The organism is Geobacillus sp. PLS 41, from assembly GCF_056494105.1.
This window is the reverse complement of sequence record NZ_CM151395.1, coordinates 3,460,662-3,477,865: the sequence shown is the minus strand read 5'-3', so window position 1 is coordinate 3,477,865 and position 17,204 is coordinate 3,460,662. Positions and strand designations below refer to the sequence as shown.

Genomic DNA, 17,204 nt, shown 5'->3' with positions numbered 1-17,204 from the left:
ATAAAAGTTTCCATTGACTAAAAAAGTTTCTGATGTACAATTTATTTAGGCAACATTTTCTTTGCTCTTACATATATCTAATTCTAAGTTGTAGGAGCAAATTTTTTTACCCCAAAAGTTTCCTTAATGCAAAATATTTAGCGAAAACCAATCATGAGGTGATCATCATGAGTGAAAATATAAAAAAACTGCCGTTAGTCGTTGAGGAAGGTTGGAGAAAGAAACGGACACAACCAACATTGCCCGAAGTATATAGAAGTTTGCGTATACCAAAAACGGGTTCTTGGATGAAAAAGTTTCTTGCGTTTGCTGGACCAGGATACTTAGTTGCCGTGGGGTATATGGACCCGGGAAACTGGGCGACTGATATCGCAGGAGGTTCCCAGTTCGGATACACGTTGCTTTCCGTTATTTTGCTTTCCAATTTAATGGCAATATTGCTTCAAGCATTGGCTGGCAAGTTGGGAATTGTAACGGGAAGGGATTTAGCCAAGCTTGTCGCGACCATTACAGCAAGCCTGTAGCAATGATCTTATGGGTTTTATGCGAGTTGGCAATCGCAGCTTGTGATCTAGCCGAAGTGATCGGTTCGGCAATCGCTTTGAAATTGTTGTTTGGCATTCCGTTAATATATGGAGTGATTATTACAGCTCTGGATGTACTGGTCGTATTGCTATTACAGAATAAAGGGTTTCGTTATATTGAAACGTTGGTAATTGTTTTAATTCTAACCATTGGTGCTTGCTTTGTGACTGAAATCTTTCTTTCTAAGCCAGATGTAGGTGGCATATTGAAGGGATTTGTTCCAAGCCCAGAGATTATTAACAATCCATCCATGCTCTATATTGCAATCGGTATTTTAGGTGCAACCGTAATGCCTCATAATCTTTATCTGCATTCTTCCATTGTGCAGACACGTCAATACGAACAAACCAGCTCGGGTAAACGACAAGCGATCAAATATGCCACTTGGGATTCAACCATTGCACTCTTTTTCGCTTTATTTATTAATGCATCTATCCTTATTGTTTCTGCTGCTACATTCCATAAAGCAGGAATGAAAGATGTTGCGGAGATTGAAGATGCTTATCACTTGCTTGCTCCACTGCTTGGAACAACACTTGGAAGTATTTTATTTGGAGTTGCTTTGTTGGCTTCTGGTCAAAACTCCACATTAACAGGAACCTTAGCTGGTCAAATTGTGATGGAAGGTTTTCTAAACATTCGCCTTCCTGCTTGGTTAAGAAGGCTGATCACTCGATTGATTGCCATTGTCCCAGCCGTTGTTGTAACTGCTCTTTATGGCGAAAGCGGAACGGCTCAATTACTTATTTTGAGCCAAGTTATTCTTTCTTTACAGCTCTCTTTCGCGGTAGTGCCTCTCGTTCAATTCACTAGCGATAAAAAGAAAATGGGCGAGTTCGCAAATCCATTATGGTTGAAAGTTCTTGCTTGGATGGTAGCGATGGTGATTATCAGCTTAAACGCATATTTATTGTTCCAAACATTCTTTGGTTAAGAAATAGTAAACCTCATTATCTTTTTGCGGATAATGAGGTTTATTGTTTTTAGCTAATAGAATTTTTTGATGTAGCTAATTAAATGAAATGCCTGGTAAATATTAGGTTGATTTTTTACATCCAATTCTTTTTTGTTTTTCATTCAAATAAATGTTTGAATAATAAAAGAAATGAGGTATAATATATTCAAACGGAAATTTGAATATGAAAGGGGGATAATGAATGAGTAAGAAAGATACATGTGAAATTTATTGTTATGACGAAGAAAAAGTCAATCGAATACAAGGGGAATTGCAAAAAGAAGATATATCCAGTGTTGTCCTGTTGTTTAAAGCACTGGCAGATGAAAATAGGGCAAAAATTGCCTATTCACTTTGCCAAGATGAAGAGTTATGTGTATGTGATATTGCCAATATCATTGGGGCTTCTGTTGCAACCACTTCCCATCATTTACGGACTCTTTATAAACAAGGGATTGTAAAGTATCGAAAAGAAGGAAAGCTAGCATTTTATTCGCTGGATGATGACCATATTAAGCAGTTAATCATGATTGCGTTAGCACATGATAAAGAGGTGAAAGTCCGTGTCTGAACAACAAGCAAAATTATCTAAATCAGAAGCGAAAACCTACCGTGTTCAAGGATTTACTTGTGCAAACTGTGCGGCAAAGTTTGAAAATAATGTAAAATCATTGCCAGGTGTTCAAGATGCTAAAGTAAACTTTGGAGCATCTAAAATTACCGTTTGGGGTACAACAACCATCGAAGAATTAGAAAAAGCAGGAGCTTTTGAAAACTTAAAGGTTCGGGAAGATAAAGAAAAAGCAGTCAAGCGTGAACCTTTTTGGAAGCAAAAAGAGAACATTAAAGTGTATATTTCCGCCGTTTTGCTTGTGATCAGTTGGTTTTTAGGGAAGCAATACGGAGAAGAGCATATCTTTGCGACAATTGGATATGCTGCAGCAATTTTAATCGGTGGATATTCGTTATTTATAAAAGGTTTCAAAAACCTAGTTCGATTGAATTTTGATATGAATACGCTGATGACAGTGGCGATTTTAGGAGCTGCAGCGATTGGTGAATGGGGAGAAGGTGCAACGGTTGTTATTCTATTCGCCATTAGCGAAGCCTTAGAGCGTTATTCCATGGATAAAGCTCGTCAATCCATTGAATCGTTGATGGATATTGCTCCAAAAGAAGCATTAATTCGTCGCGGAAATGAAGAAATGATGGTCCCTGTTGACGATATTCAAGTCGGAGATATTATGATCGTAAAGCCTGGTCAGAAATTAGCGATGGATGGAATCGTCATCAAGGGTACATCTACGCTAAATCAGGCTGCCATTACGGGAGAAAGTGTTCCAGTAACCAAAACAGTCGGTGATGAAGTCTTTGCAGGAACATTGAATGAAGAAGGGTTATTGGAAGTAAAAGTGACAAAACGAGTGGAAGATACAACTCTTTCGAAAATCATCCATTTAGTGGAAGAAGCTCAAGCAGAACGAGCACCTTCTCAAGCGTTTGTAGATCGTTTTGCCAAATACTATACACCAGCCATTATCATTTTTGCTCTTTTACTAGCCGTTATTCCTCCATTATTTATGGGTGCTGATTGGAGCGAATGGATTTATCGAGGTCTAGCTGTATTAGTGGTTGGTTGTCCGTGTGCGTTGGTTATTTCCACGCCTGTTTCGATTGTAACTGCCATTGGAAATGCAGCGAAAAACGGTGTGTTAATTAAAGGTGGTATTTATTTAGAGGAAGCAGGAAACTTAAAAGTGATTGCTTTTGATAAAACAGGAACATTAACAAAAGGTATTCCTTCCGTCACCGATGTAGTCACTTATAATGGCAATGAAAATGAACTAATGACCATTACAGCAGCCATTGAAAAAGGCTCACAACATCCACTTGCTTCCGCCATTATAAGAAAAGCAGAAGAAGATGGATTGAATTTTAATGATGTATCGGTTGAAGAATTCCAATCCATTACAGGTAAAGGGGTCAAAGCCAAAGTAAATAACGCAATGTATTATGTCGGAAGTCCAGGTCTTTTTGAAGAACTTCTTCCAAATGGCATCCAATCAGAAATAAAAGAACAAATTACAACCCTTCAAATACAAGGGAAAACGGTCATGGCATTAGGAACGGAAAAAGAAATTCTGGCGTTAATTGCCGTGGCAGACGAAATAAGAGAATCATCCAAAGAGGTTATTCGAAAACTTCATCAAGTCGGTATTGAAAAAACGGTGATGCTGACGGGAGATAACCAAAGAACAGCCGAAGCCATCGGAAAACAAGTCGGTGTTTCCGATATTAAAGCCGATTTACTTCCAGAAGATAAACTGAATTTCATCAAAGAGCTTCGCGACAAGTATCGAAGTGTTGCGATGGTTGGAGATGGTGTGAACGATGCACCAGCTCTTGCAGCTTCAACCGTTGGTGTGGCAATGGGTGGTGCTGGAACCGATACAGCCCTTGAAACAGCCGATATTGCTTTAATGTCTGATGATTTAAGTAAATTGCCATATACGATTAAATTGAGCCGCAAGGCTTTAGCAATTATTAAGCAAAACATTACCTTCTCTTTGGGCATTAAGGTGCTGGCGTTATTGTTAATTGTACCTGGTTGGTTAACGTTATGGTTAGCGATATTTGCGGATATGGGAGCAACATTAATCGTAACATTAAACAGCATGCGATTGCTAAATGTGAAAGAATAATGCAATAGTTGAAGAAGACACACAAAAAGACCGAATTTATTTCGGTCTTTTTGTGTGGTTTAAAAATCAACATTGAAATTTAACAAAGCCCTGATTAAAAACAGTCAAAACTAACAAAACAAATGACCTAAATTTTAGAGATCTTAATTAATTAAATGGGATTTTAATAAAAATGCTTGGCGCTTAAAGCCAAGCATTTCTTATTTTCCTAAAATTACTTAGGTAATGTCATAGGTATAACATTACCAACATATTTTTATTTTAAATAATTTTGAGCGGGGGAGAAGGAGATGGAAGTATATAATGTTCACCAAGCACTAAAAATACTTCAGGAATATTACATTACTGACTCAATTCAAATGGTTACTCGTTGGATCAGAGAAGGAAAGATTAAAGCAGAACGTTCGGCAAATCGAAAGGAGGGTTGGCGAATTTATCACGATGATTTATTCGAGTTTATTGAAGAACAGAGACCAGGTTTGCCTGAAGTAATGGGAGTTTATGAATGGTATGTAGAAAACTCTTTTTCAATGTTGGCGAATGACCATCGTGAAAAGCATAATAAATTGGATTCTGAAGAAGTTAAAGGTGATAGCACTCACTCGGAAGAATTAATGAAACAGCTCATGGAGGAGAAGAATCAATTAGAAAATCAACTCATTAATATGCAGGATGAGTTGAACTTGGTTTACGAGCAAATCACTGAATTAACGGTTAAAGTTCAAAAACTGGAAGAAGAAAATGCTTTTTTAATCGGTTTATATGAGCAAATGGATGAGATGTATCAAGAATTAGAAAAGAAAAATCAACAAGAAAGTAGTAATGAAACACCAAAAACAATGGAACGCAAATTAAAGAAAGAGATGTCTATTGAAGATTTTAAAATGATTTTCGAAAAAGTGATCAAGGGATACAAAAGTGAAACAATAAACTACATACAGCAAGAAAATAAACTAATCAACGAAATATATACGTTGTTTTTCAATGAAGATGGAGAGTTAAAAAACGAGGTTATTGATGATGGAGAATATATTTGTCCATTGACTAAGAAGAAGTATAAAAAAAATTTAAGATCCATGCTTAAAAACGCGATCCGAACCAAATTAGAACAAATCCTGAATTCAGTTGACGGATGATGTATAAAATTTTGTGTAAAGCTTTTTGCTAGACCAAAAGAAAAAAGGTAGGGTATTCTCTGATTGGACCAAAAATCTTAGAGAAAGGAGTACCCTACCTATGCCTAAAAGAAGTATACCGAATGTCGACTGGGCAAATCAACTGGAAAGTGTCATTCGTCAGTTTGTCAAAGAAAAATTAGAACTGATCATGCGGGAAGAAATCAAAAATTTCCTCGAAATCGAACAGGCAGACACATCCAATATGAGAAACGGCTACTATCAACGAAATCTAGATACACAATATGGCCGGATTGAAGGGCTTTTGGTCCCAAGAGACCGAAACGGGGAATTTCAAACGCAGTTGTTTGCTCCTTATCAACGCCACACGGGATGGCTGGAGGAAGCCATCATCAAGATGTATCAAAGCGGCATGAGCACCCGGGAAATTGGCAAGTGGATCGAACGAATTCTAGGAAAAGCCTATTCTCCTGCGACGATCAGCCGTATTACCGATGTCGTAAAGGAAGATATCGAAAAATGGCGCAGCCGTCCACTATCCAAGCGTTATTCGGTCTTATATTTAGACGGTTTGTACGTGAAACTTCGCCGCGATACGGTAGAGAAAGAAGTCATTTATGTGGTGTTAGGAGTAAATGAAGAAGGATATCGCGAAATTCTCGATTTTTTCGTGGGAGGACAAGAAAGCGCCTATGGATGGCGGGAAATCCTTCAGAACCTCTACCAAAGAGGCGTCAAGGAAGTGCTTCTGGGCGTATTTGATGGTCTTCCGGGGCTGGAGGAAGCCTTTCGGGCGGTTTATCCGAAAGCGGACGTACAGCGTTGTGTCGTTCACAAAGTCCGCAACACCCTCAGCCGTGTTCGGAAAAAAGATCAATTCGAAATGGCGGAGGATCTGAAACTCATTTATCGATCTCCGAGTAAAGAAATCGCATTGGAGATGTTTCGACAGTTTGAATCGAAATGGTCGAGCAAGTACCCAAGAGAAGTGCAATCTTGGGCCAATGAGTTGGATGTTCTCCTCACATTTATGGACTATCCGAACAGTATTCGAAGTGTAATTTACACGACAAATGCCATCGAACGAACGATCAAGGAGATTCGGAAACGTCTAAAACCGATGAACAGTTTGAGCAGTTTAGAAGCCGCGGAAAAAATCGTGTATTTGACGATCCAAGACTTTAATGAGAAATGGGCAGAGCGAAAGCTACGAGGATTTGCCGAAGCGCAGGAAGCTCTCCAGCGAATGTTTGAAGAACGTTACAATTAACCAAATACTGTAAATAACAAAGTAAGGGGATTCTCCCTTTCCGCACAGGAGACAGAATATTCTGTCTCCTGTGCGGAGGAAACCGACTCCTTATCCATTCTAAATCCATTCAGAGATACCCTATCTATCTTTCATTACACAAAATTCTTGACGGTACCAGTTGACGAAACAGTGTTAGCTAACGACTCGAGTCGTTAGTCTTTTTTACTTATCAAATAAATAAGGATTTGAAATGGAGTTAACAAACGAACCGAAACAAATAAAAGAAATTTATGACGAGGAGGAGAATCTCTCGTTCTGAAGAATAACAACAAATGGAGACGAGATAAGGCAAGTTTACTTCCGAATTTCACACTTTCGTTTGAATTTGTAAAGATTATGTTAAAGTCGTTTTTTTCTCTTGTTTTATATAAGTATGTAGTTATATACTTATTAAAGGGAAGAGTAAGTATGGTTATACTACCATATCCATTTCGTGGATATGAAAGATGTGACATCATTATTTAGTGTGAGAGGAACAAAATTGCAAATAAAGGGATTTAGGAGTATCATATTTCATTTTCGCTCATATATATAAGTAAATAACTATATAATCATAAAAGAATAGGAGGTGTTTCCATGCAAAAGACAGTAGTGGAAATAGAAAAAGCATCACACGTTTTAAAGTTGCTTGGTGATAAAACACGTTTAACGATCATGGCAATTTTAAAACAACGTGAGTGTTGTGTATGCGAGCTTCTTGAGGTGTTTGACATGAGTCAGCCGGCTATTAGTCAGCATCTTCGCAAGTTAAAAGATGCAGGATTAGTAAAAGAAGATAAGAGGGGACAGTGGATTTATTATTCCCTCAATTCACAAAATGAGTTATATGATTTCATCCAAGATATTCTGCAACATATTCCAGATCAAACAGAGAATATTCGTAAGATTGAGGAAACCAACCCTACGCTCCGTTGCGGTTGTTAACCTACTAATCTACTAATTTAAATTATTAGGGGGGAAAAAATGAATAATACGGGGAAAAAACGTCTATCGTTTTTGGATCGATACCTCACGCTTTGGATTTTCCTTGCTATGGCAGCAGGAATTGGCTTAGGATTTGTCTTTCCAGGCTTTGTAGACGGAATGAACAGTTTGCAGGTAGGGACCACATCAATTCCAATTGCGATTGGCTTAATTTTAATGATGTATCCTCCGTTAGCAAAAGTTCGTTATGAGGAGATTGGGCGCGTCTTTAAAGATGTGAAAGTATTAGTGTTATCGCTCGTACAAAACTGGATTATTGGACCGATTCTTATGTTTTTGTTGGCGATCATATTCTTACCGGATAAACCGGAATACATGGTCGGACTCATCATGATCGGTCTGGCACGTTGTATTGCGATGGTGATTGTCTGGAATGATTTAGCGAAAGGAGACAGGGAGTACGCAGCTGGATTGGTGGCGTTTAACTCTGTATTCCAAATGCTATTTTACTCTGTTTATGCGTATGTGTTTGTGACGATCATTCCAGAATGGTTAGGACTAGAAGGTGCTGTCGTTAATATTACAATGATGGAAGTCGCTAAGTCGGTGTTTATTTACTTAGGAATTCCGTTTCTTGGCGGAATGTTGACGCGCTTTTTGTTAGTAAAAGCAAAGGGCAGACAATGGTATGAAAAAGTATTTATTCCAAAAGTCAGCCCGATTACATTGATTTCTTTGTTGTTTACGATTATCGTCATGTTCTCTTTAAAAGGAGACGTCATTGTAAGCTTGCCGTTGGATGTAGTGAGAGTTGCCATTCCATTGTTGATTTACTTTGTGTTGATGTTCTTCGTTTCCTTCTTCTTAGGGAGGAAATTTGGAGCGAGATACCCTGTAACCACAACACTTGCCTTTACAGCCGGCAGTAATAACTTTGAGTTAGCGATTGCCGTAGCTGTTGGCGTGTTTGGGATCCATTCCGGTGCAGCATTTGCAGCTGTTATTGGACCACTGGTGGAAGTGCCTGTCATGATTGCGTTAGTCAACGTGGCACTATGGTTTCAACGAAAATACTTTAAAACAGAATCAGTATCATACTAACAACAGAGGTGGAAGGAAATATGAAAAACAAAAAGATCATTTACTTCTTATGCACAGGTAACTCTTGCCGCAGCCAAATGGCAGAAGGATGGGCAAAAAAATATCTTGGCGACGAGTGGGAAGTGTACAGCGCCGGTATTGAAGCGCATGGACTAAATCCAAACGCGGTAAAAGTCATGAAAGAAGTAGGAATTGATATTTCGAACCAGACATCGGATATCATTGATCCGGAAATTTTAAATAAAGCGGATTTGGTAGTAACATTATGTGGTCATGCAGCGGACCATTGTCCAGTAACCCCACCAAATGTGAAACGTGTTCATTGGGGATTTGATGATCCGGCAAAGGCGGAAGGAACGGAGGAGGAAAAATTAGCTGTATTCCGTCGTGTTCGCGATGAAATCGGCGCGCGCATCAAAAAATTTGCTGAAACAGGCGAATAAGACTAAATGACAGCCGAGAAGAATCTTCTCGGCTGATTTTACAGGAGGGGAAATCATGATAAAAATTGGTGAAATTTTATTCTATTTTCTAAATTAAAAAGTTGCAATATGCAAATAATGTGATATAAATAATTATAGAGGTGAAAAAATGGAAAACATTAGAGAGTTGTTTCAAGTGATGACACGTCGTTTTGGATTGCTAAATAAAAATTGCTGTTCGATTGATGATGTAGATATTTCTCTCGTTCAAAGCCATATTCTTTATGAAATTGACAAAAGAGAACATCCCTCCATGCAACAAGTGGCTGAAGCATTAGGAATGGATATTACCACGTTCAGCAGACAGATTCAAAATTTAGTGAAAAAGGGATTAGTAAAAAAAACGCCGCTTCCTGAAGATCGAAGAGTATACACGTTATCGTTAACCACCGAAGGAAAGTTTATCGCAACAACCATTGATCGAGAAATAAATCGATATCTAGAAGAAGTGTTTTCACATATGACGGAATTTGAGAAAGAAACCGTGATTCGTTCGATTAAATTGTTGAATGAGTGTATGGCAAAATCAAGTGTATGTTGTAAACCGTTATTTTGAGGCAAGTATATCTAGGCTTGCCTGTTTGTTAAACATATAGTTGTAATTTGCAAATAAAATAAGGAGAGATAATCAATGAGCATAGCGATTTTTCAAGACTTTCTCTTATATTGCGTTAGAATTAACTCTTTTGTTTTTGGCTATTTCGTTCGTCATTCACTTTTCAGTAAGGATATATTCCTTATGATAAAATGCAAAGTTTGTTAACAAAGCGCCATCCGTTATTCGGAGCATTGGTTGCTGTCGCGTTTGCGTTTTGCTCATGTTCTACGATCCCAGTTGTCGTATCGCTTTTAAACCAGAAGGTCCGTTTCGGTATTGTGATGATTTTTCTCTTTGATTCTCCTGTGCTCGATCCAATCATATTGACACTCATGGCTGCGACACTCGGAGTAAAAAAAGGAGAAGTAGAGATCGGAAAGAAACGAAACATGAGAGAAGCTTTACAGGAGACCTTTCACTTAATAAAAACGGTTTATCCATATTTGCTTTTGGGTGCAGGCATTGAAGCCATTATTCATGGTGCTGTACTGACAGAATGGATTTCAACCTATATGGGGGGTGATAAGTGGTGGCTTGTTCCACTTGCAGCAATCATCGGAATTCCTTTGTATATCCGCCTTTTCACGATGATTCCCATTTCACAAATGTTGATTGCAAAAGGCATGGCATTAGGACCTGTTATGGCGCCGATGGTTAGCTCAGCAGGGGCAAGCTTACCGGAGATCACATGATTACACAGTATCTTTAGAAAGAAGCTGGTCTTTGCGTTTGTAGGTTCTGTCATGACGATGGCAACGTTATCAGGATTTTTATTCTATATCATTTAAGGAGCATTCCCGTTAGGAGCTTTTCCGGGGACTTGATCAAAAAAAGCCCTCTTGGTATGATGCAGGGGTGTCAAACACATCACTCACCATACCAAGGAGGACTTCAGATGAATTGTACACAAAACTATAAAATTGATCAAGTCACCGAACAAACGCTTGTCGTGGGCATCGATATCGCGAAACGAACCCACTACGCCTGCTTCGTGGATGACCGGGGGCGTGTGCTTCGCAAATCGTTCCCGATCTTCCAGTCGAAAGAGGGCTTTCGCCAGCTGTATGAAGCGATTCAGGAGGCGATGCAAGCGTTCGGAAAGCCGCAGGTGATCGTCGCGGTGGAGCCGACCGGGCACTACTGGTTGAACCTCGCCTACTTCCTCGAGGAGCACGGGATCCCGTTGGTCATGGTCAACCCGGCGCATGTGTGCCGGTCGAAAGAACTTGATGACAACCTGCCGACGAAACACGACGCCAAAGACGCCCTGGTCATTGCCAGACTGGCAAAAGACGGACGATTCCTCGTTCCCCGGCTGCTGCACGAGATTGAAGCCGATTTGCGCGTGGGGAGCACGCTCAAAGAGAAGCTCCGCAAGGAACAGACGGCGGTGAAAAACGCGATCGTCCGCTGGACCGACCGATATTTTCCGGAGTTTTGGACGGTGTTTCGCGACCTGGGGAAAACGGCGCTTTCGGTGTTGGAGTGGACGCCGCTTCCGGCTGATATGGCCGGCCGGACGGTGGAGGAGCTTCTTGAGGTGTACCGGCAAAGCGAAGGGATGAAATGCCCGCAGAAGGCCAAAATTCAGGCGTTGATCAACACCGCGAAGGACTCGATTGGGGTGACGGAAGGGACAGCGATGGCCCGGTTTGAGATCGCCGCGCTCGTCCGCCGATACCGCCAATTGGAGGCGGAGATCGCTGCACTGGACGCCGAGTTGAAGGCATTGGTTCAAACGACGATGGAGTACCAATGGTTGAAAACGGTCGACGGGTTGGGAGACGCCACGATCATCGATCTTCTGGCGGAGATCGGCAGCTTCGCCCATTATCGGGACCCGCGTCAATTGGTGAAGTTGGCGGGCCTGACGCTCAAGGAGAATTCCTCCGGCCAGCGCAAAGGGCAAAAGCACATCTCCAAACGGGGACGGAAACGGCTGCGATCGGTGCTGTTTCGGGCGATGATTCCGCTGATTCGGCATAACGAGGCGTTTCGCGAGCTGCATGAGTATTATACGACCCGATCCGTCAATCCGCTGACCGGAAAGCAGTCCATCGTCGCCTTGTGCCGGAAGCTGTTGAATGTGCTGTTTGCGATTTGTACGAAGAAACAAGCGTTTGACGCGGAGCGAATGAAACAGGACGTCTTGTCCCAGGTGCAACGGGCGGCCTAAGGCCTCCCCCTGCGAACGGAAGAATCGTTGGACAACAGGATGACACCGGAGAAGCTGGCGTGATTTCATCCATTCGACCTTGAGTCCCCAAAGGAGCTTGGCCGGCCTCCGCCTGATGACGAGACCGAACGAGGGAATGTTGGCGCGAAGACGCCCGGAGACATGGGAGGGTTCGTCCTCATCAGCGACGCGGAGATCCAAAGGGTGCATCGAATACGCTTCTCCCCACGGAAGGAAAATATCCCCAGCCGTGGCCGCGAAGCGCACCCTAGGTCTGTAAGATATCCACAAAACTGAAAAAGGATGTAAGGGATTTTGTCGAAAAATATTTTTTGGACACCCCTGAGGGGCCGAAAAGCCTTGATAAATCAACATTTCTAGAGGGAGTGATAACTTATGAATCACGTTAATAACGATCAAATCCGGCAAAATGTCCGCAGCCGCTATAAGCAAATTGCGCTGCAGGAAGTAAATTCTAGAAGCTGTTGTTCAGACTCTTCCGGATGTTGTGGTACACCTAATGAGGTATCAGCAAAACTAGGATACTCGGATGAGGAATTATCTGCCGTGCCAGAAGGAGCTAATCTTGGACTTGGTTGCGGCAACCCGCTAGCAATTGCGGAATTGAACCCCGGAGATGTGGTGTTGGATCTTGGTTGTGGTGCCGGTTTCGATTGCTTTTTGGCTGCTCGTCAGGTCGGAGAAACCGGGCGCGTCATTGGTGTGGATATGACACCAGAAATGATCAGCAAAGCACGCAACAATGCTGCCAAGGGTGGCTTTACCAATACTGAATTTCGGTTAGGAGAAATCGAATATTTACCGGTGGCAGATGGTTCGGTGGATGTCATTATTTCCAATTGCGTCATTAATCTTTCTCCAGATAAGCCCCAGGTGTTCAAGGAAGCCTATCGTGTGCTGAAACCAGGAGGGCGCCTTGTCATTTCCGACGTTGTGGCGACGGCAGAACTTCCATCGGAAATCAAAAACAATATGGATGTCTTGTATTCGGGCTGCGTATCAGGAGCAGCATCGATTGGTGAACTGGAATCCATGTTACAACAGAGTGGATTCACACAGATCACCATTGAACCAAAAGATGAATCGAAGGAGTTTATCAAAGATTGGGTGCCTGGAGCGAACATCGAGGATTACATTGTTTCTGCGATCATTAAAGCAATGAAACCTTAAAAAATGTGGTGTAACAGATCGGAACTCGTTGGGGAAGAAAAGCGTGAGTGTTGCTAATGTTACATGGAAAAGGCATTAGGCGATTCCTAGTGCCTTTTCTGTATGAAAATAAGGAGGGATTTTTCATATGAACATTCGTAGCTTTCGCAAAGAGGATTGGATGCAAGTGAAGGAAATTTACGAGCAAGGAATTGCGACAGGACAAGCAACGTTTGAAACGACAGCACCATCGTTTGAAAAATGGGAATCGACCATTGCCGCAAATTTATGTTTGGTCGCTGAAAACGAAGAAGGCATTCAAGGCTGGTGTAAGATAAGTAAAGTATCGGATCGCTGCGTGTATGAAGGGGTGGGAGAGGTGAGTGTGTATGTTCGAGATGTGAGTCGGGGAAAAGGAGTGGGAAAAAAACTTCTACAAGCTATGATCAAAGAATCCGAGGCAAAAGGATTTTGGACATTAACAGCAGGGATTTTCCCTGAAAACATACCAAGTTTACGTTTACATCAAAGTGTTGGATTTCGTGAAGTTGGTATCCGACAACGTATAGGAAAGTTAAATGGGGTATGGCGTGATGTGGTATTGCTTGAGCGTCGCAGTCCAGTTGTAGGTATAGACTGATTATGAATTTTATATTATGTAATCACTTTGTATATATAAAAGTGGCAGATTATTCTCGGATTCATAGCGAACCAAAATAAATCTGCCACTAGAGTTAGATCCAAATACAATTGTGTTATTTCCATATACCATTCTGTCAATGTACAGCCCCTCGTTGTGGGTTATGTCCTCCTCTGCAAAAAACAGTATATTTTGTTAATTGTATTTACCCGTGGTGCTAGTTGAGCGTCAGCGCTCAACCAGCCCTAGTGTGACCAAGGAATAAGCCAACAAGATGCCATCGAGTGCCACTTCAAACCCGGCAATGGAATTCGCTCGAATGTCGGTGATCCGGTATTGGTCTACGAGAATCGAAAACACCGTCTCGATGACTTTGCGTTTTTTCCTGATCCATTCTTCCCATGCCTTGGATGGGCCGTGCTTTTGATTGTGTCGAGACGGTGTCCAGAACGCGGCTTGGTGTTCTTCGTACAGCTTTTCTCGAAGAGCGTGGCTGATGTACCCTTTGTCCCCAAAGTTGTAGGGATGAGGGATTTGAGTCATCACCGTTTCAGCGGCTTTGACGTCGTGGCAGGACGCTTCCGTCACGACATAGCCCATGGCCAGCCCTTGATTGGTCACTTGAAGATGCAGCTTGAAACCGTAGTACCATTGCTTTTTGGAAGCACAATACCCCATATCCGCGATCCCTCGAAACCGCTTGACGCGCTGCATTCTTGCGGGATGGCACAACGGAAGAGGCAAGCTGTCGACGACCGCATAAGCATGGTGTTGGCCACGTTTCGCCAGCTCATGACGGATCCATTTGATGGCGAAACCAAGCGCTCGGCAGCGGCGGTTGTATCGGGAGCGTTCAAGAAACGAGCCGTTTGTGAACAAATTTCCCGTGACAAAACGATGCCAGGCTCGTTCGGAAGAAAAGCCCAGCAGCTTCCCCAAAAGGTGAACCGCCATGACCACTTCGTCTTCTTGCTTGACCAAGTGACGGTTGCGGCGATGAAGATACATTTGAATCAACGACAGTTGGGCAGAAACAAAACAGAAAATAGCGGCATATTGTTTTTGAAGTTTGGCTGGATCTGTAGTAAAATGAAAGTGCTCTTGCATGGGGGATCTCTCCTTTCGAATGTTGGGTGACACTTTCATTCTACTGGAGATCCGCCAGCAAGGGCTATTTTTATGCTTGTCTGAGTTTTATCTAGCACCACGGGTTTGTATTTAACTTTTTCCAAGGCTCTTTTGTTATTGGATGAAACGAAGATCATGAATTAAAAAATCTTTTTTTATCGGACAGCTAGGAGTGTAAAGACATTCAGCTAACGATTGTTGTTGGAGTTTGTTTGCCATTGCTCCTTTAAAGAAGGCAATGGCTTTTTTATCATTTGTTATTAATTTTAAATGTTCATTGTTTTTTCCGAATACTTGGAATTGCTTGATTACCAGCGGTGAGCAATAAAACAACGGCTTTGGAAATGACATTCCGAATGGTTCTAAAACGCCTAAGTCATCAAAAATATGCATAGGGAACTGATGTAAGGGAATTGTACTAATATATTTTAATTTTGGAGTTAGTGGCGGTTCGTCTAAGGCTGCTAGTTGAATCGCTTCTCTAAAAGCATGAATATGATCAAAATCGGGTTTAATCGAAAAACCAGCAGCGGCTCGATGACCACCGTATTTGGTTAAGAAATGGGAGCATTTCTTAATCACATTAATCATGGAAAAATCCGTCGCATTTACACTTCTGGCAGAACCGGCTCCTGTCAAGGAAATCACAATCGCTGGCTTTTTGAATTTATTGGCTATTTTTGCAGCAATGAGACCGATAATTCCGCTGTGAAAATCATCGCAAACAACAATAACATTTTGTTTGTACCATTGATTTTGAATAATTTGTTCCTCAATACGTTGGAATTGTTCTTTTGTCATTTGTTGCCGCTTTTTATTTAAAGTAATTAATGAATAAAGATCGGCTTTTGCACATAAAGGGTTGACTAGGATATCCACAGCTTGGTTTGGATCACCAATTCGTCCCGACGAGTTAAAAATCGGTCCAATTTGAAAGCTAATGGTGGAACTATCGACATATTTAATTCGTAACATCTCAAAGAGTTTTTTTAATACAGGGGTTGGTGTATAGTTCATTTTTTGCAATCCAAGTTTACAAATAATACGATTTTCTCCTTTGAGAGGCATTAGATCCGCAATCGTACCTAACGTGGCAAACTCAATAAATTCGTAAACATGTTTATCCCAAGGAATTTTTCCTGCCATAAATAGTGCCTGTACGACTTTTAAAGCGACTCCCGCACCTGCCAGATGCGGGAAAGGATAAGTGTTGTCATGACGCTTTGGATTAATAAACGCATAACAGTCGGGATGCGGACCTAAAACTTCGTGATGATCCGTAACAATGACATCCATGCCTCTTCTTTTTGCCACTTCCATGGCAGGGTGGGCACTTGATCCATTGTCTACTGTAATAATTAAAGTGGTGTCTTCCGGAACTTTTTCCATTGCTTTCGGGGACAAACCGTACCCTTCACTGCGAAGTGGCAATCGATAATGGACATCTGCTTTAAATTTCTTTAAAGCTTTGTACAGGATAGCCGTTGCTGTCATTCCATCTACATCATAATCACCATAAATGAAAATCTTTTCTTTTTGCGTCAAGGCTTTAATAATGCGTATAATCGCTTTTTTCATGTCATTCATCAGAAATGGATCATGAAAATCATCTATGGTCGGAAATATGAATCGTGATACTTTTTCGCAATTGTCGATGCCGTGAATAAACAAGTGGTGCATCAGTACCGGTTCGATATCAAACTGTCTTGCCATATAGGTGATCAAAGCTTTATTGGGATGTTTTTCTAGTGATGTATCAAACGGTACCCAATCCATACTTACCGTCCTCTCGTGAGTTGTAAAACCAAACATATTTTTTGGCTTGAAAAACGTTTAATGTTTGAAAAAATCGGTCGGATGGGATGTTTTTTGTTCCGTAGTATTCTTGATAAAAAAACGCAAGGTACTCTAGAGGACGGTTATATGTTAAATACTCTCTGTAAAAATTAATTGGCATCGGGAATGCGTTCTCGTATTCAATTCCTCCCTCTAGAAATGTTGATCTATCAAGGCTTTTCGGCCTCTCAGGGGTGTCCAAAAAATATTTTTCGACAAAATCCCTTACATCCTTTTTCAGTTTTGTGGATATCTTACAGACCTAGGGTGCGCTTCGCGGCCACGGCTGGTTATATTTTCCTGCCGCGGGGGGAAGCATATTCGATGCACCCTTTGGATCTCCGCGTCGCTGATGAGGACGAACCCTCCCATGTCTCCGGGCGTCTTCGCGCCAACATTCCCTCGTTCGGTCTCGTCATCAGGCGGAGGCCGGCCAAGCTCCTTTAGGGACTCAAGGTC

13 protein-coding genes and 2 pseudogenes are annotated in these 17,204 nt (G+C 41.5%); 13 read left to right on the top strand and 2 right to left on the bottom strand.

What is annotated here, in order from left to right; genetic code table 11:
• Positions 1 to 167: 167 nt before the first annotated feature.
• The 13 genes and pseudogenes from ACVX3G_RS17365 (at position 168) to ACVX3G_RS17305 (ending at position 13,781) form a co-directional block, all read left to right on the top strand.
• Positions 168 to 1,519, top strand: a pseudogene (locus ACVX3G_RS17365) (Nramp family divalent metal transporter).
• A 223-nt stretch (positions 1,520 to 1,742) separates the two neighbouring features.
• Positions 1,743 to 2,111, top strand: a complete 369-nt coding sequence (locus ACVX3G_RS17360; RefSeq protein WP_011230088.1) for an ArsR/SmtB family transcription factor — start codon at positions 1,743 to 1,745, stop codon at positions 2,109 to 2,111.
• Positions 2,104 to 4,242, top strand: coding sequence for a heavy metal translocating P-type ATPase (locus ACVX3G_RS17355; RefSeq protein ID WP_011230089.1), 2,139 nt, complete (start codon positions 2,104 to 2,106; stop codon positions 4,240 to 4,242). Before ACVX3G_RS17360 ends, ACVX3G_RS17355 begins: the two co-directional genes overlap by 8 nt.
• Before the next feature lie 290 nt (positions 4,243 to 4,532).
• Positions 4,533 to 5,378, top strand: coding sequence for a MerR family transcriptional regulator (locus tag ACVX3G_RS17350; RefSeq protein WP_041470248.1), 846 nt, complete (start codon positions 4,533 to 4,535; stop codon positions 5,376 to 5,378).
• A gap of 100 nt (positions 5,379 to 5,478) precedes the next feature.
• Complete coding sequence (locus ACVX3G_RS17345) at positions 5,479 to 6,648, top strand: IS256 family transposase (protein WP_479454560.1); 1,170 nt, start codon at positions 5,479 to 5,481, stop codon at positions 6,646 to 6,648.
• Between the two features lie 618 nt (positions 6,649 to 7,266).
• Positions 7,267 to 7,614, top strand: a complete 348-nt coding sequence (locus tag ACVX3G_RS17340) for an ArsR/SmtB family transcription factor (RefSeq protein ID WP_011230091.1) — start codon at positions 7,267 to 7,269, stop codon at positions 7,612 to 7,614.
• Between the two features lie 39 nt (positions 7,615 to 7,653).
• The gene (gene arsB / locus ACVX3G_RS17335) at positions 7,654 to 8,715 is read left to right on the top strand and encodes an ACR3 family arsenite efflux transporter (RefSeq protein ID WP_011230092.1); all 1,062 of its coding nucleotides are present in this window, start codon (positions 7,654 to 7,656) and stop codon (positions 8,713 to 8,715) included.
• Between the two features lie 20 nt (positions 8,716 to 8,735).
• Entirely contained in the window at positions 8,736 to 9,158 is a 423-nt protein-coding gene (arsC, locus tag ACVX3G_RS17330) for an arsenate reductase (thioredoxin) (protein WP_011230093.1), read from the top strand.
• 148 nt (positions 9,159 to 9,306) lie between these two features.
• Positions 9,307 to 9,753, top strand: a complete 447-nt coding sequence (locus tag ACVX3G_RS17325; RefSeq protein ID WP_011230094.1) for a MarR family winged helix-turn-helix transcriptional regulator — start codon at positions 9,307 to 9,309, stop codon at positions 9,751 to 9,753.
• A gap of 109 nt (positions 9,754 to 9,862) precedes the next feature.
• Positions 9,863 to 10,583 (top strand): annotated as a pseudogene (locus ACVX3G_RS17320) (permease).
• Between the two features lie 107 nt (positions 10,584 to 10,690).
• Complete coding sequence (locus ACVX3G_RS17315; RefSeq protein WP_012749415.1) at positions 10,691 to 11,971, top strand: IS110 family RNA-guided transposase; 1,281 nt, start codon at positions 10,691 to 10,693, stop codon at positions 11,969 to 11,971.
• A 396-nt stretch (positions 11,972 to 12,367) separates the two neighbouring features.
• On the top strand, positions 12,368 to 13,162 hold the full coding sequence (locus tag ACVX3G_RS17310; RefSeq protein WP_011230096.1) for an arsenite methyltransferase: 795 nt from the start codon (positions 12,368 to 12,370) through the stop codon (positions 13,160 to 13,162).
• A gap of 127 nt (positions 13,163 to 13,289) precedes the next feature.
• Positions 13,290 to 13,781: a GNAT family N-acetyltransferase gene (locus ACVX3G_RS17305; protein WP_011230097.1), complete on the top strand. Its 492-nt coding sequence runs from the start codon at positions 13,290 to 13,292 to the stop codon at positions 13,779 to 13,781.
• A gap of 228 nt (positions 13,782 to 14,009) precedes the next feature.
• Here ACVX3G_RS17305 and ACVX3G_RS17300 read toward each other — a convergent pair whose 3' ends face one another.
• Both ACVX3G_RS17300 and recJ read right to left on the bottom strand, forming a co-directional pair.
• A complete protein-coding gene (locus ACVX3G_RS17300) occupies positions 14,010 to 14,888 on the bottom strand; it encodes an IS982-like element ISGsp1 family transposase (RefSeq protein ID WP_011231214.1) in 879 nt (292 codons plus the stop codon).
• Positions 14,889 to 15,023: 135 nt separating this feature from the next.
• Positions 15,024 to 16,685, bottom strand: coding sequence for a single-stranded-DNA-specific exonuclease RecJ (gene recJ, locus ACVX3G_RS17295; protein ID WP_011230098.1), 1,662 nt, complete (start codon positions 16,683 to 16,685; stop codon positions 15,024 to 15,026).
• Between the last annotated feature and the right edge of the window lie 519 nt (positions 16,686 to 17,204).